18 protein-coding genes are annotated in these 18,257 nt (G+C 72.3%); 6 read left to right on the top strand and 12 right to left on the bottom strand.

Annotation, left to right across the window (positions count from 1 at the left end; translation table 11 throughout):
• The first annotated feature begins 499 nt into the window (after nt 1–499).
• Nucleotides 500–1,687: an alpha-hydroxy acid oxidase gene (locus ABZ920_RS28235; RefSeq protein ID WP_361510852.1), complete on the top strand. Its 1,188-nt coding sequence runs from the start codon at nt 500–502 to the stop codon at nt 1,685–1,687.
• A gap of 91 nt (nt 1,688–1,778) precedes the next feature.
• On the opposite strand, the gene ABZ920_RS28230 is transcribed toward ABZ920_RS28235, so the two are convergent.
• The 9 genes from ABZ920_RS28230 to ABZ920_RS28190 all read right to left on the bottom strand — a co-directional run bounded on the left by ABZ920_RS28230 (nt 1,779) and on the right by ABZ920_RS28190 (nt 8,360).
• A complete protein-coding gene (locus tag ABZ920_RS28230) occupies nt 1,779–3,014 on the bottom strand; it encodes a ketosynthase chain-length factor (RefSeq protein WP_361510850.1) in 1,236 nt (411 codons plus the stop codon).
• Nucleotides 3,011–4,276, bottom strand: a complete 1,266-nt coding sequence (locus ABZ920_RS28225) for a beta-ketoacyl-[acyl-carrier-protein] synthase family protein (RefSeq protein WP_361510847.1) — start codon at nt 4,274–4,276, stop codon at nt 3,011–3,013. Before ABZ920_RS28225 ends, ABZ920_RS28230 begins: the two co-directional genes overlap by 4 nt.
• A 98-nt stretch (nt 4,277–4,374) precedes the next feature.
• On the bottom strand, nt 4,375–4,995 hold the full coding sequence (locus ABZ920_RS28220; protein WP_361510844.1) for a malonic semialdehyde reductase: 621 nt from the start codon (nt 4,993–4,995) through the stop codon (nt 4,375–4,377).
• On the bottom strand, nt 4,992–5,747 hold the full coding sequence (locus tag ABZ920_RS28215; protein ID WP_361510841.1) for a cyclase family protein: 756 nt from the start codon (nt 5,745–5,747) through the stop codon (nt 4,992–4,994). The genes ABZ920_RS28220 and ABZ920_RS28215 overlap by 4 nt, the downstream gene beginning before the upstream one ends.
• On the bottom strand, nt 5,747–6,241 hold the full coding sequence (locus ABZ920_RS28210; protein WP_361510838.1) for an aromatase/cyclase: 495 nt from the start codon (nt 6,239–6,241) through the stop codon (nt 5,747–5,749). The genes ABZ920_RS28215 and ABZ920_RS28210 overlap by 1 nt, the downstream gene beginning before the upstream one ends.
• A 23-nt stretch (nt 6,242–6,264) precedes the next feature.
• Nucleotides 6,265–6,603 (bottom strand): hypothetical protein, encoded by a 339-nt coding sequence (locus ABZ920_RS28205; protein WP_361510835.1) that lies wholly within the window; start codon nt 6,601–6,603, stop codon nt 6,265–6,267.
• A gap of 77 nt (nt 6,604–6,680) precedes the next feature.
• Nucleotides 6,681–6,929 (bottom strand): acyl carrier protein, encoded by a 249-nt coding sequence (locus tag ABZ920_RS28200; protein WP_361510833.1) that lies wholly within the window; start codon nt 6,927–6,929, stop codon nt 6,681–6,683.
• A 65-nt stretch (nt 6,930–6,994) separates the two neighbouring features.
• Nucleotides 6,995–8,002, bottom strand: a complete 1,008-nt coding sequence (locus tag ABZ920_RS28195; RefSeq protein ID WP_361510830.1) for an acyltransferase domain-containing protein — start codon at nt 8,000–8,002, stop codon at nt 6,995–6,997.
• Between the two features lie 82 nt (nt 8,003–8,084).
• Nucleotides 8,085–8,360 carry an acyl carrier protein gene (locus ABZ920_RS28190; RefSeq protein WP_361510827.1) on the bottom strand — a complete coding sequence of 92 codons (276 nt, stop codon included), beginning with the start codon at nt 8,358–8,360 and terminating at the stop codon, nt 8,085–8,087.
• Nucleotides 8,361–8,545: 185 nt separating this feature from the next.
• Between ABZ920_RS28190 and ABZ920_RS28185 the strand changes: the two genes are divergently transcribed.
• Nucleotides 8,546–9,601, top strand: coding sequence for a beta-ketoacyl-ACP synthase 3 (locus tag ABZ920_RS28185; protein WP_361510824.1), 1,056 nt, complete (start codon nt 8,546–8,548; stop codon nt 9,599–9,601).
• A gap of 860 nt (nt 9,602–10,461) precedes the next feature.
• On the opposite strand, the gene ABZ920_RS28180 is transcribed toward ABZ920_RS28185, so the two are convergent.
• The gene (locus ABZ920_RS28180; protein ID WP_361510821.1) at nt 10,462–11,616 is read right to left on the bottom strand and encodes an acyl-CoA dehydrogenase family protein; all 1,155 of its coding nucleotides are present in this window, start codon (nt 11,614–11,616) and stop codon (nt 10,462–10,464) included.
• A gap of 38 nt (nt 11,617–11,654) precedes the next feature.
• Nucleotides 11,655–13,211 carry an FAD-dependent monooxygenase gene (locus tag ABZ920_RS28175; RefSeq protein ID WP_361510818.1) on the bottom strand — a complete coding sequence of 519 codons (1,557 nt, stop codon included), beginning with the start codon at nt 13,209–13,211 and terminating at the stop codon, nt 11,655–11,657.
• Between the two features lie 188 nt (nt 13,212–13,399).
• Between ABZ920_RS28175 and ABZ920_RS28170 the strand changes: the two genes are divergently transcribed.
• The gene (locus ABZ920_RS28170) at nt 13,400–13,720 is read left to right on the top strand and encodes a hypothetical protein (RefSeq protein ID WP_361510815.1); all 321 of its coding nucleotides are present in this window, start codon (nt 13,400–13,402) and stop codon (nt 13,718–13,720) included.
• A 69-nt stretch (nt 13,721–13,789) separates the two neighbouring features.
• Here ABZ920_RS28170 and ABZ920_RS28165 read toward each other — a convergent pair whose 3' ends face one another.
• A complete protein-coding gene (locus tag ABZ920_RS28165; RefSeq protein WP_361510812.1) occupies nt 13,790–14,725 on the bottom strand; it encodes an LLM class F420-dependent oxidoreductase in 936 nt (311 codons plus the stop codon).
• A 417-nt stretch (nt 14,726–15,142) separates the two neighbouring features.
• Between ABZ920_RS28165 and ABZ920_RS28160 the strand changes: the two genes are divergently transcribed.
• From ABZ920_RS28160 to ABZ920_RS28150, 3 genes are all read left to right on the top strand, one after another.
• Complete coding sequence (locus tag ABZ920_RS28160) at nt 15,143–15,712, top strand: helix-turn-helix domain-containing protein (protein ID WP_361510809.1); 570 nt, start codon at nt 15,143–15,145, stop codon at nt 15,710–15,712.
• A gap of 339 nt (nt 15,713–16,051) precedes the next feature.
• The gene (locus ABZ920_RS28155) at nt 16,052–16,810 is read left to right on the top strand and encodes an AfsR/SARP family transcriptional regulator (RefSeq protein WP_361510806.1); all 759 of its coding nucleotides are present in this window, start codon (nt 16,052–16,054) and stop codon (nt 16,808–16,810) included.
• 211 nt (nt 16,811–17,021) lie between these two features.
• A complete protein-coding gene (locus ABZ920_RS28150) occupies nt 17,022–18,176 on the top strand; it encodes a nucleotide disphospho-sugar-binding domain-containing protein (protein ID WP_361510803.1) in 1,155 nt (384 codons plus the stop codon).
• Nucleotides 18,177–18,257 lie beyond the last annotated feature (81 nt).

Below are 18,257 nucleotides of genomic sequence, written 5' to 3'. Positions count from 1 at the left end.
CCCTTGGCATGCTGCGCCGCGGTCGCCTTCTCACCCGGACCCGCCACCGCCTGCGCACGAATCCCGTGCAACTCGGCGACCCGCCCACGGGCGTCGGCGGACGGAGGCCGCTCCGACGGGCCGGACGGCGCACCGGCGTGCCGCCGTGGTGTCGAGACGGTTGCCGACATCGGATACCTCCACCCCGTGGACCTGCCGTGCCGTGGAACCGCTGCGCCGGGCGCTCGGGTGGCCCGGCCGCGGATACGCGCGCCGCGCCGCGACGCGCGTCACGCAACTGGGGGAAGCGTGGCCGTCCGCGCTAACGCATCACTCAATCTCCGCTGAACGACCGTTCAGGGCCGCCGCCGCAGGTGCGCCGCGATCCCGGGAGGTGAGAGGGGAGCGTTCCTAGAGCGAAGGCCGAGTGTCCGTCGTCACTGTGGCTGCTGCCGCCGGAGGGCGCCGCCGGAGCGCAGGTGCCCCGCGGCGTCCCAGTCCACGGTCCCAGGAGGCACGCATGACGCCAGACCCTGTACTCGGCGGTCCGATCGGCACACTCACGGCCGCAGCACAGGAGAAACTCCCCGCCGAGATATTCCACTACGCGGCGGGAGGGGCCGGGGACGAGGCCACCGTCCTGCGCAACGTACAGAATCTGGACGCCTTCCGTCTCGTCCCCCGGGTGATGCGCGACGTGTCCGCCGTCGACACCTCGGCCGAGGTGGTGGGCGGTTCGCTGGCGGCCCCGCTGCTGGTGGCCCCGATGGGCATGCAGCGTCTCTACCACGAGGGTGCCGAGGTCACCACGGCGCGGGCCGCCGCGGAGCTCGGGACCGGTTTCTGCCTGTCCATGTTCGGCAGTTGCTCGCCGGAGCAGGTGGCGGGCGCGGCACCGGGCCAGGTCCGCTGGCGCCAGATGTACCTCACCAAGGACCGCCGGCTGAACGAGGAGCTGATCCGCCAGGCGGAGGCCGCCGGTTTTGACGCGGTCGTATGCACCGTGGACCTCCCGGTCATGGCCGAGCGGTTCCGGGACGCGGGCAACACCTTCCAGACCTTCGACAACGAGGTGGCGGAGGCGTGGTCGCCCGCCCTGGTCCGTGAGCCCTACTTCAAGGAGCTGCTCGGGCTGTGGCGTGAGGAGCGACCGGAAGCCACTCCTCAGCAGTTCATCGACCACGTGTTCCCGCACCCCGGATGCGGGTGGGGCGACCTGGAGCGCCTGGTCGGGCGATCGCCGCTGCCGGTCATCGTCAAGGGGGTCCTGCACCCCGACGACGCGGTGCGCGCGGTCGGCGCCGGGGCGGCCGCGGTCGTGGTGTCCAACCACGGGGGCTCGCAGCACGACCGCAGTGTCGCGGCCGTCGACGCCCTGCCGGCGGTCGCCGGAGCGGTCGACGGGGCCGTGCCCGTCTACTTCGACTCCGGCGTGCGCAGCGGCACCCACGCCGCCGTCGCCCTCGCCCTCGGCGCGGACGCCGTGCTGGTGGGCCGGCCGGTGCTGTGGGGTCTGGCCGTGCACGGCCCGGACGGTGTCCGGGCCGTGCTGGAGCACATGACGAAGGGCCTGCGTGACTCCATGGCGTTCGTCGGCGCGAGGACCGTCCGTGACCTGCGGCAGGCGACGGTCCTGTGCGAACCCGGTTCGTCCGGTGCGGTGGGCCGCCGGGACGTCCCCTCGCCCGCCGTGTCCTCCGCGCGCTGAGCGGACGGTCCCCTGTCCTGCGCCGGTCAGGACCCGACACCGGAGCGGGGCCCGGTTCCACCGGGCCCCGCTCCGGGTTCCGCCGAGGGCGTCAGGAGCGCGAGGAGTGCCCGACCCTCCGTACGACCACCGCGGAGTTGAATCCGCCCTTCCCCCGTGCCAGCACCAGGGCGCAGTCGACCCGCTGGTGGCGGGGCGTCTCGCGCACCAGGTCGATCCCGTAGTCCGGCGGGACATCGGCGACGTGGTGGGTCGGCGGCACGACCTCGTCCCGGATCGCGTAGAGCGCCGCGGCGACGTCCAGCGGCCCGCCGCCGGAGTAGAGGCGGCCGGTCAGGGTCTTCGGAGCGGTGACGGGGACGGCGTGCGGGCCGAACAGGCCGCTGATCGCCTCCGCTTCGAGGCGGTCCAGTTCGGCGACGCCCGCGGCGTCCGCGAAGACCACGTCGATCTCGCCGGGTCGCACCCGGGCGTCGTCCAGGGCGAGTTCGGCGGCCCGGCGCAGCCCCGGCGGCCTCCCCGACCCCGGCCGCGGGTCGAAGGTCGCCGCGTAGCCGGCGATCTCGCCGTAGACCTGGGGCGCCGCCCTGCGGTGCGCCTCCTCCGCGTCCTCCAGGATCAGGATGGCGCCGCCCTCGCCGGGCACGTATCCGCTCGCCTGCGTGTCGAAGGGCCGGTACGCCCGCCGCGGGTCCTCCTGCCTGCTCAGCCGGCCGCTGGCGACGTGCGACACCCAGCCCCAGGGATCGAAGGACGACTCGACACCGCCGGTGACCGACAGCGCGGTGCCCCGCCGCAGGGTGCGGCGCGCGTGACCCACCGCGTCCAGGCCGCCCGCCTGTTCGGCGACGAGCACCGCGCCCGGCCCGCGCATGCCGTGCCGGATGGAGATCTGGCCCGTGTTCACCGCGTAGAACCAGGCGAACGACTCGTACACGCTGACGAACCGGGAGCCCTTGGTCCAGAGTTTGCTGATCTCGGTGTGGGTGAACTCGAATCCGCCGGAGGCGTTGGAGGTGACGACGCCCATCCCGTACTCCGGCAGCTGCCCGGGATCGACTCCGGCGTCGGCGAGCGCCATGTCCGCGGCGACCAGGGCCAGCCTGGTGACCCGGTCGGTCTGCGGCAGCAGCCGGCCGGGCAGGTGCCGCTCGGCCTCGAAGTCGCGGATCTGGCCGGCGAGCCGCACCGGATACCGCGACGGGTCGAACCGGTCCAGCGTGCCGATGCCGCTGTGCCCCTCGAGCGTGGCCTTCCAGAACTCGTCGCCGCCTGCTCCGTTCGGGGCCATCACCCCGATGCCGGTGACAACTGCGGGCGACCTCATCGGACCTCTCCCTCACGTCGAAGGACCATGGCGCTCTGGAACCCGCCGAAGCCGCTGCCGACGCTGAGCACGGTGTCCACCCGCCGCTGCCTCGCGGTGAGCGGCACGTAGTCCAGGTCGCACTCCGGGTCCGGTTCGTGCAGGTTGGCGGTGGGCGGCACGAAGCCGTGCCGGATGGCCAGCGCGCAGGCCACGATCTCGATGGAGCCGATCGCGCCCAGCGAGTGCCCGACCATGGACTTGATGGAACTGACCGGTGTGTCGTAGGCGTGGGCGCCGAGCGTGCGCTTGAACGCGGCGGTCTCGTGCCGGTCGTTCTGCTTGGTCCCGGAGCCGTGCGCGTTGACGTAGTCCACCGCGGTCGGGTCGATGCGTGACTCGTCGAGTGCCGCGGTGATCGCGGCCGCCATCTCCCGCCCGTCGGGCTTCAGTCCGGTCATGTGGTAGGCGTTGCAGCGGGTGGCATAGCCGGTGATCTCCGCGTGGATGCGGGCGCCGCGGCGCCGCGCGTGCTCGCGCTCCTCCAGGACCAGCATGGCCGACCCCTCGGCGAGGACGAAGCCGTCACGGGTGCGGTCGAAGGGGCGGGAGGCGTGCTCCGGGTCGTCGTTGCGCGGGGTGGTGGCCTTGATCGCGTCGAAGCACGACACCGCGATCGGTGAGATCGGCGCGTCGGCGGCGCCGGTGATCATCACGTCGGCGCTGCCCTCGGCGACCAGCTGGTAGGCGTGTCCCACCGAGTCCAGGCCGGAGGTGCATCCCGAGGACACGATGGTGGCCGGCCCCTCCGCACCGACCTCCCACGCCACCTCCGCCGACAGCGAACTGGGCACGAAGTAGTCGAACATGTGCGGTGACAGGTAGTCGGGGTCGACCAGCCATTCCCGGCCGGTGTCCGACAGCACGAGGTACTCGCGTTCCAGACTGGTGGTGGCACCGACGGCGGTGCCGACGCTGACGCCGATCCGGCCGGGGTCCATCTCCTCGAACACCAGGCCGCTGTCGGCCAGGCACTCCCGGGTGGAGGCGATGGCGAGCTGCGTCGCCCGGTCCATGCGGCGGCTCTGGCGGTGCGTCAGCCCGGCCGCCTCCGGGTCGAAGTCGCATTCCGCGGCCACCTGCGAACGGAACGGCGACGGATCGAAGAAGGAAATGCGCCGGGTGGCGGTACGTCCGGACGTCAGCAGGTCCACGAATTCCTTCGTGCCTGCCCCACCGGGCGCCATCACCCCGATACCCGTGATCACGACACGGCGGTTCATGACGAGTCTCCCTACGCCAAACATGGACATGCCAGAAAGTCGGAAGGTCCTTCACCCTGCCGCAGCACGAACCCGTGCACCAGGTCGCCGGGTGAAGGTCAGACCGTGGTGACGACCTCGTGGTACTCCAGCCGCGGAAGCCTGGCGAACCAGGCGTTCTCGGCGGGCCTGCCCACGTTGACGACGGTGAGGACCGTGGCGGTGCGCTGCTCCGGGGGGCCGAAGAACTCCCGGTCGACGCCCTCGGCGTCGAAGCCCACGATCGGGCCGGCGGCGAGCCCCGCGGCGCGCACGCCGAGGATGAAGTAGGCGATCTGCAGCGTGGCGTTGAAGCGCGCCGACTCCTCGCGCACCGTGCGGTCGGCGTACAGGTCGCGGGCCTGCGGCCGGTGCGGGAAGAGGCGCGGCAGGTGCTCGTGGAAGCGGTAGTCCGCGGCGAGCAGCGCCACCAGCGGAGCGGCGCTCACCTTGGCGGCGTTGCCGCCCGCCATGTGCCGCAGCAGCCGCTCCCGCGCCCCGGCCGACCGCACGAGCACGATCCGCAGCGGCTGCTGGTTCATCGACGTCGGGGCGTACTTGACCAGGTCGTAGATGGCCTGGACCTGCTCGTCCGTCACCGGTTCGGACGTGAAGGCGTTCGCCGTCCTCGCCTCGCGGAACAGCAGGTCCTGTGCCGCCGTGTCCAGCGTCAGGAGCCGTGCCGCCGTCGTCGCGGTCACTCGGGACCGTCCACGATGGCGACCACCCGGGTCCAGCCCGCGCCGGCGCCGGCGATGGACACCGGGAAGCAGGCCACCGTGAACCCGGTGGAGCCGGGCAGCGTCCCGAGCCCGGCGAGTTTCTCCAGCTGCAGGTACTCCCGGGTCCGCCCGTAGACGTGCGCGGGCCACAGGACCGAGCTGTCGCCGGTGCGCCGGTACTCCTCGACCATCTCACGCATCGGGCGGTCCAGCCCCCAGGCGTCGATGCCGATGACCCGCACGCCCCGTTCGACCAGGTAGGCGGTGGCCTTGCCGCTCAGTCCGGGATAGGTGGTCAGGTACTCCGCCGTCCCCCACAGCGCGTCGGCACCGGTCCACAGCAGCACGATGTCCCCGGGCCCGGGTTCGTGACCGGCGGCGTCGACGGCGGCGACGAGCTGGTCGACGGTGATCTCCTGACCCGCGGGCACATGGCGCACGTCGAGCCGCAGACCCGGTCCGTAGCACCACTCCAGGGGCACCTGGTCGATGCTCTTGGCCGGCACTCCCCCGCTCAGGGGCCCGTAGTGCAGCGGCGCGTCCATGTGCGTGCCGGTGTGCGTGGTCAGAGTGACCGTCTCGTTGGAGATCGCCATGCCGTCCGGGAAGTCCTCCGGGCTCAGCCCCAGGACCGTGGCGCCGGTGCGGTGGTCGAGGAGCTCCACGGTCACCGGTGTCGCCTCGCTCGGTGTCGAACGGGTGGCCACGCTCAGGTCCAGGAAGCGGCGCATCACACGACCGCCGTCCGGTCCGCGCGGCGCTCGGCCTCGGTCTTCACGGCGTTCAGGTCCGCCACGCTGTTGCGCTCCACCGCCGCCTGGAGCATGGCGTCCGCCTCCTCGAAGGAGAACCGGCCGGCGACCTTGCCGTCCACCGGCTGCCGGGCGGCGAAGTCGTGGGTCAGCACGAGCTGGGTGCGGCCGGCGTCGAGCGGGAAGGCCCGCCACTCGCCGCCCATGCGCTCGACGATCGGGGCGGTCTCCAGCTGGCGGTAGGCGATGACGTGGCGCTGCGGGTCGAGGTCGCGGCGCGACACCCACGACTGGACCTCGCCGCCGACGTCGACGTGCAGCCGGGCCACCTGGTGCGCCGGCGACTCCTCCAGCAGGTGGACCTCACGGGTCGGCGGGAAGATGCGGGAGTAGCCCTCGACGTCGACGAGTACGCCCCACACCAGCTCGACGGGGGCCTCGACGGTGACGGTGTGTTCCGCGTGATGGGACATGGCTGGTCCTCTCGGTCGCCGGGTCAGGAGGGGAGGTCGCTCGACGGCGTCAGCGCCTCGTGGTTGGCGTAGGCCGCCTCGAACCGCAGCCGCCTCTTCCAGTCGGTGACGAAGTCGTACACCTCCGGCAGCTCGGAGAACTTCTGGAGCGCGTCCAGGTCGTCGCAGGTGAACTGGGCGATCGAGGCCGCCGTCATGCCGCGGGCGCGGTCGTCGGCGGGCAGCCACAGGTGCGGCTTGTGGTCGAAGCCCGTGATCAGCCCCGTCCTCAGCACCAGTGCGCGCATGGCGTCGAAGAACTCCGCGCGCTGCTCCTCGGCGACGTCGTCCGGGAAGCGGTAGATCAGCGTGTGTACGATCACGTCTTCTCCCTTGGTTTCCATGGCGGTTCACGATGTCTGCGGGCGCGGTCCGCGCCCGGCGGTCCGTGCCGCCCCGGTCAGATCGTCTGGACGGACGCCTCGCGGACCGCGTTCAGCAGCGAACGGGGCGTGTCGAGCGTGGTGATCAGGTCCTCGGGCAGACTGACGCCGAATTCCTGCTCAATGCGTGCCGCGGTCTCCAGTAATGCCAGCGAGTCGTAGCCGAGATCGGTGAACGAGATATCGGCGATGTCGACCCGGGGGTCGACGGCGTCACCGTCTCCCGAGCACTCGGCCAGTATTCGCCGGAGGTCTTCCAGGGTCATCTGCACCTCTCAATTGCGGTCAGCTCTTTCGCGTTCTCCACCTATTCGAGCCTCGCGAGTCAAGCTCAAAGCTCACTCAAGGACTGTTTTTGTTTCATGTGCAGTACGGCGGCCCGGTAGGTGGGCAATGCTCCGGCCGCCCGGGCCGGCAGCAGCGGGACGACCTCGCTGTGGCCCTGCCGTACTCGGTGATGGCGCCGGGCCAGCATCGAAAGTCCTTGGCCCGGCCCGGTTTCCACGAGGAGGAAATCGCGGCTTTCCAGCAGGGCGTCCAGGGCCGGCCAGAACTGCACCGGCGTGGCGAGCTGCCGGGCCCAGAACGCCGGATCCGCCGCCTGTTCCCGGCTCACGCGCGTGCCGGTACACGTCGACCAGACGGGCACCGCCGGCGGGCGCAGTTCGACCGTGGCGAAGGCCCGCTCGAACCGCTCGGCCGCGTGGGCCATGGCGGGACTGTGGAACGGCTGGCGCGCCGCGACCCGCCGGCAGGGCACACCGTGGCGCCGCAGCCTCTCCTCGACCAGGGTGAGCCGCGGTTCGGCGCCGGCGAGCACGGTCTGCCGCGGCCCGTTCCGGGCGCCCACGACGACGTCGTCCGACCGCTCCCCGGGGTCGAGGTAGGGCCGCAGTTCCTCCACCGACGCGGCCGCGGCGAGCATGCCCCCGGCGGGCACGCCGGCCGTGGCGGCGGCGCGCTCCCGCATCAGCCGGGCCGCGTCCCGCAGGCCGAACACCCCGGCCAGCGCGGCGGCCGCCAGTTCTCCGACACTGTGCCCGAGCAGCGCCCCGAGCCGGATGCCCTGGCACTCGACGCTGCGGCCGAGCGCGTAGCCGATGGCGAACAGCAGGGGCTGGGCGCGGGAGGCGTCGTCGATCTCCAGCCCGGGCGGATCGGCGAGCCACTGCGCTCGCAGCGCGGCGCCCTCGTCGCCCAGGTACGCGAAGAACTCGTCCAGGACGGCGGTGAACACCGGTTCCCGCCCGTACAGTTCGACCGCCATCCCGCGGTGCTGCGCCCCCTGGCCCGGCAGGAGCAGCGCAACCGGCCGGCAGCCCGGCCTGCCCGGCCTCACCCGCGCCGGAGCGCCGGCGGGTCACCGGCCGGCGCGGTTCCGCGCCCGGTCGCCCACCGCGTCCCGGTCGGGGCCGGCAGCCTCACGCGTCCGCCCTCTGACCGGCCGGGCGCCCGAGCAGTTCGTTGACGTGGCCGAGGAGCAGCCGCGGGGTTTTCAATTCGTCGATCTCCTCGTCGGCGATGGACACGGAAAGGTCGTCCTGGATCCGGGTGACCAGTTCGTACAGGGCGAGCGAATCCAGACCGAGATCCTTGAACGAGACGTCGAGCGACGCCTCGTCCACGACGTCCGCGTTTCCGGTTCCGACGCATGCGGCGACCGTCTGCCGCAGGTCGGCGAGAGTGAATTCCTTCATGACGGGCTCCCGAAAAGGATGCTGGCGCACTCCGACGCCTTGAGACAGTGCTGCGCGATCCTCAAGGAGGATTCAAGGACCACTGAACGGCGTGGAGTCGACGCCTTTGACGATGCTTGAGCCGGCGGCGGCACGCTGGCGCGCGGAAGGCTGGAGGAGACCGCCAAGAATCCGAGGAGGAACTCGTGGGCACTGGCCGACTCGGCTCCAACCCGACCGGGCACAGCAGGATCACCGGAGTGGGCGCTTATCGCCCACGGCGGGTGGTGTCGAACCGGGAGGTGTGCGCGCTGATCGACTCGTCGGAGGAATGGATCGAGACCAGGTCGGGAATTCGCACCCGGCGGTTCGCCGCGGAGGACGAGACGCTGCGCGCGATGGCCGCGGCGGCGGGCCGCCGGGCCCTGAGGCACGCGGGGATCGGCAGTGAACAGCTCGACTGCGTCGTCGTGGCGAGCATGTCCCATCTGGTGCAGACGCCGCCGCTGGCGGTCGCGGTCGCCCATGAGCTGCGAGCGGTGGACTCCGCGGCCTTCGACCTCTCCGCGGCGTGCGCCGGTTTCTGTCACGCGCTGGCGGTGGCGAGCGACATGGTGCGCGCCGGCGACGCACGGCACGTCCTCGTGATCGGTGCCGAGCGCATGACCGACATGGTCGATCCGCGCGACCGGAACACGGCGTTCATGTTCGCCGACGGTGCCGGTGCGGTCGTGGTCGGTCCGTCCGCCGTCCCGGGCATCGGGCCGGTGGCGCGCGGCGCGGACGGCGCCTTCCTCGACGCCTTGCGCATGAACACGTCCTGGGCCGCGTTCCGGGACGATCCGACACTGGACCGGCCCATGATGAAGATGGACGGGCGCCGGGTGTTCCGCTGGGCGGTCGACCGCGTGGTGGAGGCCGGCAGGCGGGCCCTGAAGGACGCCGGTGTCTCGGCCGGCGACCTGGTCGCCTTCATACCGCACCAGGCGAACGCGCGGATGATCGACGTCCTGGCCGACCGGCTGGCCCTCCCCGAGCACGTCGCCGTGGCACGGGACGTGGTGACGGCGGGCAACACCTCGGCGGCGTCGATCCCGCTGGCCATGGAGCGGCTGCTGGTGGACGGCGGGGCGCCGGCCGGCGGACCGGCCCTGCTGATCGGGTTCGGTGCGGGCCTGAACTACGCGGGCCAGGTCGTGCTGCTGCCGGACGCGCCCCCGGACCCCGCCCCCGTCGAGGCGCCGGCGGCGGCCGAGCGGTAGGCGCGGACGGGCCGGCGGACGACGGCCCGCCCCCCGGGGTGTGGGCGGTGCCCTCAACTGCCCGTACCACGGGGGCCGTTCGACGCGATGAGCACATCGACGAGCGGCCGGCCCCTGGTCCGCGGCGGGCGATCCCGCGGACCCGGACCGCCGCCCGAGCCGCAGCCCCCACCGGGCGTGAGCGCGGCGCGGACATCCCCCAGGCCGCGCGGCAGGTGCGGTACGGAGGGCGCGGACGGGCCGGCGGGCGACGGCCCGTCCCCCGGGCTGTGGGCGGTGCCCTTAACTGCCCGTACCACGGGGGCCGTTCGACGCGATGAGCACATCGACGACCGGCCGGCCCCTGGTCCGAGGCGGGCGATCCCGCGGCCCCGGACCGCCGCCCGAGCCGCAGCCCCCACCGGGCGTGAGCGCGGCGCGGACATCCCCCAGGCCGGGCGGCAGGTGCGGTGCGGAGGGCGCGGACGGGCCGGCGGACGACGGCCCGTCCCCCGGGGTGTGGGCGGTGTCCTCAACTGCCCGTACCACGGGGGCCGTTCGACGCGATGAGCACATCGACGACCGGCCGGCCCCTGGTCCGCGGCGGGCGATCGCGCGGCCCCGGACCGTCACCCGAGCCGCAGCCCCCACCGGGCGTGAGCGCGGCGCGGACATCCCCCAGGCCGCGCGGCAGGTGCGGTGCGGAGGGCGCGGAAAGCCTGGCGGAGTGCCCGTGGCCCGACCGCTATCCGCCGCCCGGCCGCGACGCCGCCGCCCGGCCGCCCGGCCGCCCGGCGTCTCCAGTGCCTGGAGTTTCACGGTGCCCGGAGCCTGACGCCGCCCGACGCCTCACGGTGCCCGGAGCGGCGGCCGGGTCCGGGTCACCCGCCCCAGACGTGGCGCGCGAAGTGGTCGCTGTTGCGGTCGAAGCGCAGCGCGGCGTGCGACGCCACGGCGAAGACGTCACGCCACGAGCGTTGCAGGGGGTTGGTCTCCGCCTGGGCCCCGGTGCCGCCGGCCCGGAACAGCCGGTCCACCACCGCCACGGCGAGTTCGGCCGCCACGGCCGCGTCCCTGGCATTGCGCACGGCGAGTGCGTGCGTCACCGCGCCCGAGTCCGCGGCCTGCCCGGCCCGCTCCAGCAGCAGCCGCGCGATGTCGGCCTCGGCCGCCGAGCGGGTCAGGGTCTCCTGTGCCCGGGGATCGTGCGCGGCGGGCAGGCCGTGGCCGCCCTGGCCGCCGGCCGACCGCGACCACCGGCGCAGCGCTCCGTGGGCCGCGCCCACCGCGGGCGCCGCGAAGAGCGGCGCCGCCACGGCGAGCAACGGCACCTCGTGGCACGGGGACCGCGGATTCCCGCCCTGGCCCTCCTGGCCCGCCTGGCCCCCCTGGCCCTTCATCAGCGCACCGTCGTCGAAGGACCGGTGCCGCGGCACACGGACGTCGTCGAGCACCACGGCGTTGCTGCCGGTGCCGCGCATGCCGACGGTGAACCAGACGTCCTTGACCCGGTAGTCGCGCCGTGGCACGGCGAAGAACCGCCGCGCGGGCCGGCCGTCCACGGGCACCGTCCCGCACAGCAGAGCCCAGTCGGCGTGGTCGACGCCGCTGAGGAAACGCCACTCGCCGCTCAGCCGCCAGCCCGCCGGGTCCTCCTGGACGTTGCCGGAGGGAACGAACGCCGCCGCCATGGACACGTCCGGACCGCCGGTCCAGATCTCCCGCTGGGCCTCCTCGGGGAGGTAGCCGGCCATCCTGGCCGAGGTCGCGAAGATCATTCCGCACCAGGCGGCGGAGGTGCACTCCTCGGCCACCGTCAGCAGCGCGTCGATCAGGTCGCCGAACCGCCCTGCCGGGCCGCCGTGCCGGACGGGGACGAAATGGCGGGCGAATCCGGCGTCGAGCAGCGCGTCGGCCACGTTCTTCGTCAGCCTCCGGTCCCGGTCGGCGTCCGTGGCGTACCGTGCGGCGACCTCGGCCACCCCGGCGGACGACAGCGGGAGGCGGTTCGCCTCAGCGACTACTGGGTGCGTCACATCAGTCTCCTTCGGTGCGCGGCCGTGGCCTGTTTTCCTCACGCAGCGAGCGGGGCACCGAACCACTTCTCCAGCGCGGCGGTCAGCCGGCCGGCGTCGAACCGGCTGCCGGTGCGCAGCACCCAGGCCACGCAGCCGTCGGGCCGCAGCAGGAGGGCCTCGACGTCGCCGAGGTCGCCGGCGCGCTCCCCGCCGGCGGTCACCGTCTCCACGCGTCCGGCCCAGCCGGCGGCCGTCTCCCCGATCTCGTCGCGTCCCCGCAGGTCGATCAGCAGGCCGCGCGCCGCGTGCATCGCCTCGGCCACGCTGCCTCCCGGTCCTTCGCCGGGCGCTGCCAGGGGCAGGTTCGGCAGCAGGGTGCCGACGAGGGGGTCGGAGTCGCCCAGGTCGTAGCGGATGTCGAAGCCGGCCAGCATGCGGCCGAGGAACCGGTCCACCTCGGGCAGGTCCATGAGGTCGGAGAACAGCTCGCGCAGTGCCGTGCTGTGCGGGTCGGGACGCATCAGGGCCGTCTGCGCGCGGGTGTTGTGCAGCAGCCGGGCGCCGACGGGGTGCCGTTCGGCGGAGTAGGTGTCCAGCAGCCCGGGCGGGGCGTGGCCCAGTACCTCGGCGGCGAGCTTCCAGCCCAGGTTGACCGCGTCGACGATGCCCACGTTCAGGCCCTGGCCGCCGAACGGCGCGTGCACGTGGGCGGCGTCCCCGGCGAGGAGTACGCGGCCCATCCGGTACGCCGAGGCCTGGTAGGCGTGGTCGGTGAAGTACCCGCCGGCCGTCATGGCGGTGATGGGGACGTCGGTGCCGCCGACCCTGCGTACGCTCTCCCGAAGCTCGGCGGTGGTCAGCGGCCGGCCGGGGTCCTCGGGGGGGCCGTCGAACTCGAGCGTGGCGACCCGGTTGACGCCCAGCCCGTAGACGAGCACCCCGCCGGGTCCGTACTGGAATCCCGGGGTGAGCGCCGACGGGTCGGCCAGTTCCACCACACCGCGCCGCCCGGTGACCGTGGCCGCAGTGCCCGTGAAGGCGAACCCGGTGAGCCGGCGCACGGCGCTGCCGCCGCCGTCGCATCCGACCACGTACCGCCCGCGCACCGCGCGCCGGCCGCCCGGCGTCTCGGCCGTCACGACCACGCCGCCGGAGTCCTGACGGACCTCGACGACCTCGTGCTCACGCCGTACGTCGATGCCGAGGTCCTCCGCCCTGCGGAGCAGGATCTCCACCAGCACGGGCTGTTCGACCCGCATCCTGCGGCGTCCGGCGCCCTCGTAGCGACCGGAGTCGATCTTGTCCAGCCCGGCGAAGTGCTCCTTGGGACTCGCCGTCCCGTCCTCGTCTCCCGGGTGGGGAGCCGCGGCCGCCATCTCGGCGTAGCGCCGGAGCGTGTCCTGTTCGGCGGCGCGCAGTTCCTTCGCGAGGCCGCGCCGCTCCAGTGCCTCCACGGCCAGCGGGCCGATGGACCCCGCCCTGATCGCCGGGTCCGGCCGTTCGAGACGGTCCAGCACGACGACGGAGACACCGGCCGTGCGCAGCTCGCAGGCGAGCATCAGCCCCACGGGGCCGGCCCCGGCCACCACGACGTCGGGTTCGAGGCGCGTCATCTCCCACTCCCATCGGCGACGGCAGCCGACGCACGTGTCGGCATCCGGCGTGCCCGAATCTCGTCCGGCCGGCTCAAGCCGGACTCAAGGTCCGTCAAGGGGTGGGGGCCGGGTGCCTCTTGAGCGATGGCTGAGGGAGTCGGCCCAGCCTGGCGCATCACTCCATCCAGGAAGGGACCTTGCCTCAGATGATCACACACACGCTGGTGTACCGGTTCTCGGAGCCGCCGGCGGAGGAGACCCGGCAGCGGTTCTTCGCCGAGGCCCGCGAGGTGGCACTCGGCACCGGGCTGGTGCGGGACTTCGACCACCAGCCGCAGCTCGTCACGCCGGACGGCCGCCCGCCCCGGGCGGTGATAGCGCAGCTCGCCTTCGACGACGTCGACGCGCTGCGGTCGTACGCGGCCGCGCCGGCCGTGCGCGCGTTCATCGGGCGCTGGAAGTCGGAGCTGAGCTGGGAGATCGACACGATCAGCCACCACCCGCTGCGCCTTCCCGCGGCGCACTGAGCCGGGAGGCGGCTGGTCCCCCGCGGGCCCGGTGCCCGGGCCACCGTGCCCGGGCACCGGGCCCGACGTTCAGTCGAGCTGCGGCATCACGTCGGAGGCGATCAGTTCGAGCTGGTCGAGGTCGGTGATGTCGAAGAGTTGCAGGTACAGGCGCGTCACACCGGTCGACTCGCGCCACCGGCCGATCCTGTCCACCACCTCGGCGACGGTGCCCACCAGCCCGTGGGCCAGCATCGCGTCGAAGGCCGGTCCGAGCGCGGGCCGGCGGCGCGCCACCTCCAGGTCGTCGCGGCCGACGGCGATGGTGTGGGCGGACGAGCGCACCAGTGCGGCCGGGTCCCGTCCGATCGAACGGCAGGCCTCCTCGACCCGGCGGAAACGTGCGAGCGCCTCCTGGGGCGAGGTGAAGTTGGCGTTGAACTCCGCGGCGTACCGGGCGGCCAGATACGGAGTCCGCTTCCTGCCCGCCCCGCCGATGATCACCGGAGGGCCGGGGTGCTGCGCGGGTTCCGGCAGGGCCGGCGCGTCGGCCAGTGTGTAGTGCTTCCCGGCGAAGGAGAAGCGCTCACCGGGCGGTGTCGCCCACAGCCCGGTGATGACCTCCAGCTGCTCGGTCAGCACGTCGAAGCGTTCCGCCGGCCCGGGGAACGGGATCCCGTACGCCCGGTGCTCGGCCTCGAACCACCCGGCGCCCACGCCGAACTCGACCCGTCCCCCCGACATCCGGTCGACCTGCGCGACGGCGATCGCGAGCGGCCCCGGCAGCCGGAAGGTCGCCGCCGTGACCAGGGTGCCGAGCCGGATGCGGGAGGTCTCACGCGCGAGGGCGGCGAGGGTCATCCACGCGTCGCTCGGCCCCGGCAGGCCGGCACCGCCGTCGACCGCGAGGAAGTGGTCGGACCGGAAGAAGCCGTCGTAACCGGCCGACTCCGCGGTCCGGGCCACCCGCAGCAGGTCCTCGTGGTCGGCGCCCTGCTGCGGTTCCGTGGTGATCCGCAACTCCATTGCCCAACTCCCCATTTCGCAGACGGTTCTCCGGAGGGCACCCCCGCCCGTCTTCTCGCCGGCGTCCGGCCCGTCACGGCGATCGCGCACTGAACGGCACGCGCACAGGTGACCTTGCACACATCGCCGGCTTCCCGGTCCGCCGCACGCTCCGCCCCCTGCCCGGGGTCCGCGGAGCGGCCTCGCGAGCCGCCTCGGGGGGCCGGGACAGGGATCGGGACCACCGCGGAGAAGGGCTCGCGCAGCCCTCGGCACCCAGCAGCCGCCTGTCGGCGAACCGGTCAGGACGGGACAGAACGCGGTCATGGCCGAACAAGAGGGTTGCCCTTTTGAACGAGTGGTGCGCGGGGTACGGTACGGGCCAGCGGTCCGGATAACAAGAACTACGGGGGGCGGCAGATGGCGAGAAAGGAGCGGGTGGACGCCGCCCGTAATCGGCAGGCCATTCTCGTCGCGGCGAGCGCCTTGTTCGACCAGCCCAACTCCGCAGAAGTGTCGATGCAGGAGATAGCGGCTGCCGCCGGCGTGGGCAAGGGAACGGTTTTTCGCCGCTTCGGCGACCGTACCCGTCTTATTCAGGCCGTTCTGCTGCCGCGGGTCGCGACGCTGCGATCCGCCGTGGAGTCGGGGCCCCCGCCATTGGGCCCGGGAGGCAGCCCGGACGCGGCTCTGGTGTCACTTGTCGAGGCCCTCTTCGACTTCGCCTGGAGAAACCGTCCGCTGATCCGCGCACTCGAGGTCCGCGGACCCCACGCCTACTACACCAACGAGGCCAGCCAGTTCTGGATCGCCGAACTCACCAGGAGACTCGCCGCGGCCGCCCCGGGAACCGATGCCGAATTCCGGGCGCATGCCGTGTTCACCGCACTCCGGGCGGATGTCATCGAGTACATGGTGGACAGGCGCGGGATGACGCGGGATCGGATCCGGTCAGGCCTGGCCGGTCTCCTGGGACTGCCCGGATGGCCGCCCGCCGGCAGTCCGTGAGCGTCCGGCAGGGAAACGAACAAGAACGGCCGGTTGTACTTCACCGGAATAAAAGCGATCGAAAATTCACAGCCTGAGCCCTACGCTGCCGGACCATGCCGCGGAAGCCTCAGGCATGCCGAACGACGCCCTGCGCCGGACAGGCACGAACAGCTTTGACGAAAGCTTTACGGGAGAAGTTTCGGAAACGACCTATCGTCGACGGGGTGGCTGTTCAACGTTGATGTTGCCGTCCACGCCGTCCTCGGAAAGCACAGTGCCTTGCCCTGAGCAACTCGACGAACTGCACCGACTGGACAGGGGGATGATTCGATGATCACCATACTGGGCAACTTGTCGATGACAGGCAGAAAGGGCGGCAACGCGGCCCCCAGCGCACCCAAGGAGCGCAAGGTGCTCGCGCTTCTCCTCTTCAACTACGCCCGGCCCGTCCCGGTGCACCTGTTCATCGACGAGTTATGGGCCGACAACCCGCCCAAACGGGCCCGTACGGCACTCCAGACCTACGTGCTCAATCTCCGCACCAGGCTGGCCCGCGGCCTGGGAATACCCTCGGGCCGGGTCCGCGACGAAATACTCGTCACCCGCAGCGAAGGATACCAGTTCCAACTCGAAGGGCACCCCTTCGACCTCCATGAATTCCTCCGTCTTGTCGATCTCGGCGAGAAGTCCATAGCCGACGGAGACGACGCGAGGGCGATCGAAGTACTGAGGAGGGCGGAAGGACTGTGGACCGGCCCGGTCCTTCCGGACGTGGAACACGGACTTCCGCTCCAGTCCGAGATCGCCCGCCTGGAGCAGCGCCGCACCGTGGCGCAGGAAATCAGGATCGAAAGTGAACTGCGGCTCGGCCGGCATCGCGAGCTGGTGAGCGAACTGTCGATGCTGGCGCTGCGGCATCCCTATCACGAGCGCTACCACGAGTACCTGATGTTCTGCCTGAACCGGCTGGGACATCGTGTTCAGGCACTGGAGGTCTTCCGGCGCCTGCGGTACTCCCTGGTGGACGAGCTGGGCCTGGAGCCGTCCGAAAGGATCCAGAACCTCCAGCGGGAGATCCTGGAATCACGCTGCGCGAGCTACGTGACTCTGCCGTAAGCGGGTACCGCCTTCGGACGTGGCCCGCAGAGTAGCCCTTCTCCGCGGGCCACGTCCACAGCCGCTTGCGGAAAAACAGTGACCGAAACCGCCGGCGGGTGCGCAGAGCCGACGGAAAGTGTTCCTTGAGCGGGCCCAGAGCACGGCCTCTTAGCGTCGGGGCAGCTTTCGACGAATTGCCGACTCCTCGACAAAGGGCGTATGCGGAGCCATGCGAATCCTGATCTGCACCTATTCCACGGCCAGCGACATCTTCGCTACCATCCCGCTGGCCTGGGCGCTGCGGTCCGCGGGCCACGAGGTCCTCTACGCGGGGGGCGGCGACGGAATGCGGGAGTGCGCCAAGGCGGGCTTTCCCTTCGTCGACCTGGCCCCGGACGTCGACCTGACCGAGCCGTTCCGGCGCAGAGCCGAACAGACCGGCACATCCGGACAGTTGGTCTGGTACCGCTCGGGGGTGATCGAGGAGGCCGACGTCGGCTCCGCCGTGGAGTTGTTCGGTGAGCTCTCCGACCTCGTGGCACCCGGCGCGGTGTCGCTGGCCCGGCGGTGGCGGCCGGAACTCGTCGTGAGCACCGACATCCAGGGCTCCGGCCCGCTGGTCGCGAGCCTGCTCTCGGTACCGCTCGTCCCCCTGAGCGCCCTCTTCGCGCTCGTGCCCGACATGGTCGAGCGGCTGCGCGGCGCGATGGCCGCCACGTACGACCACTACGGTGTCTCGGGGACGCCCCGGCTGGTGCAGCCGGTCAGGACGACGCCGCTCAGTGTGAACCCGCAGCGCTCCGATCACCTGCTCATGCGTCACATCCCCTACAACGGCTCCTACCTGGACGTCGGCTCCCTGCCCGACTGGCTGATGCGGGAACCGGAACGGCGCCGGGTGCTGCTCACGCTCGGCACTTTCGTGCCGAAGTACGGCGGCCTCGCCGTCCTGCCGGAGCTGATGGACCAACTTCAGGCCGTGGACGCCGAGTTCGTCCTCGCACTCGGTGACGTGGACCAGGAGCAGATCCCGCCCGTCCCGTCCAACGTCCGGCTGGAGGGCTGGCTGCCGTTGAACGCCGTGCTCGGCTCGTGCAGCGCGGTCGTCCACCACGGCGGCTCCGGCACCACCCTGGCCGCACTGTGTGCGGGTGTCCCCCAGATCATCCTGGCGCACGGCGCCGACCAGCACTTCAACGCGCACGTGGTGGCCCGGCGCGGCCTGGGTGTCGCCGCTGACAGGACGCAGCTGACCGCGGAGCTCATCGCCCGCACCCTCGCCTCGCCGGAACTGGCCGGGACCGCCGCCGAGGTGCGCGAGGAGATCCAGGCCATGCCGGCCCCGCGGGAGATCGCGGCCCTGCTCGAGGACGTCGTCAAGTAGGCGCTCCGGGACCCGGGCCGCCTGGACCCCTCCGGCCTGGCCGGCCGCTGCGCCCGCCGTGCCGGTCGCGCTTCGCACCAC

The sequence above is a fragment of the Streptomyces sp. NPDC046831 genome, from assembly GCF_040645305.1.
GTDB lineage: Bacteria > Actinomycetota > Actinomycetes > Streptomycetales > Streptomycetaceae > Streptomyces.
Note: the sequence above shows the minus strand (reverse complement) of the source record. Positions and strands in the feature narration are given on the sequence as shown.

What these genes read in the sequence shown, in the direction of transcription:
- ABZ920_RS28170 (WP_361510815.1), top strand. Translation starts at nt 13,400, where the DNA reads ATGATCACACACACGCTGGTGTACCGGTTCTCGGAGCCGCCGGCGGAG.
- ABZ920_RS28200 (WP_361510833.1), bottom strand. Translation starts at nt 6,929, where the DNA reads ATGACCCTGGAAGACCTCCGGCGAATACTGGCCGAGTGCTCGGGAGAC.
- ABZ920_RS28190 (WP_361510827.1), bottom strand. Translation starts at nt 8,360, where the DNA reads ATGAAGGAATTCACTCTCGCCGACCTGCGGCAGACGGTCGCCGCATGC.
- ABZ920_RS28165 (WP_361510812.1), bottom strand. Translation starts at nt 14,725, where the DNA reads ATGGAGTTGCGGATCACCACGGAACCGCAGCAGGGCGCCGACCACGAG.
- ABZ920_RS28215 (WP_361510841.1), bottom strand. Translation starts at nt 5,747, where the DNA reads ATGCGCCGCTTCCTGGACCTGAGCGTGGCCACCCGTTCGACACCGAGC.
- ABZ920_RS28225 (WP_361510847.1), bottom strand. Translation starts at nt 4,276, where the DNA reads ATGAACCGCCGTGTCGTGATCACGGGTATCGGGGTGATGGCGCCCGGT.
- ABZ920_RS28175 (WP_361510818.1), bottom strand. Translation starts at nt 13,211, where the DNA reads ATGACGCGCCTCGAACCCGACGTCGTGGTGGCCGGGGCCGGCCCCGTG.
- ABZ920_RS28155 (WP_361510806.1), top strand. Translation starts at nt 16,052, where the DNA reads ATGACAGGCAGAAAGGGCGGCAACGCGGCCCCCAGCGCACCCAAGGAG.
- ABZ920_RS28230 (WP_361510850.1), bottom strand. Translation starts at nt 3,014, where the DNA reads ATGAGGTCGCCCGCAGTTGTCACCGGCATCGGGGTGATGGCCCCGAAC.
- ABZ920_RS28235 (WP_361510852.1), top strand. Translation starts at nt 500, where the DNA reads ATGACGCCAGACCCTGTACTCGGCGGTCCGATCGGCACACTCACGGCC.
- ABZ920_RS28150 (WP_361510803.1), top strand. Translation starts at nt 17,022, where the DNA reads ATGCGAATCCTGATCTGCACCTATTCCACGGCCAGCGACATCTTCGCT.
- ABZ920_RS28210 (WP_361510838.1), bottom strand. Translation starts at nt 6,241, where the DNA reads ATGTCCCATCACGCGGAACACACCGTCACCGTCGAGGCCCCCGTCGAG.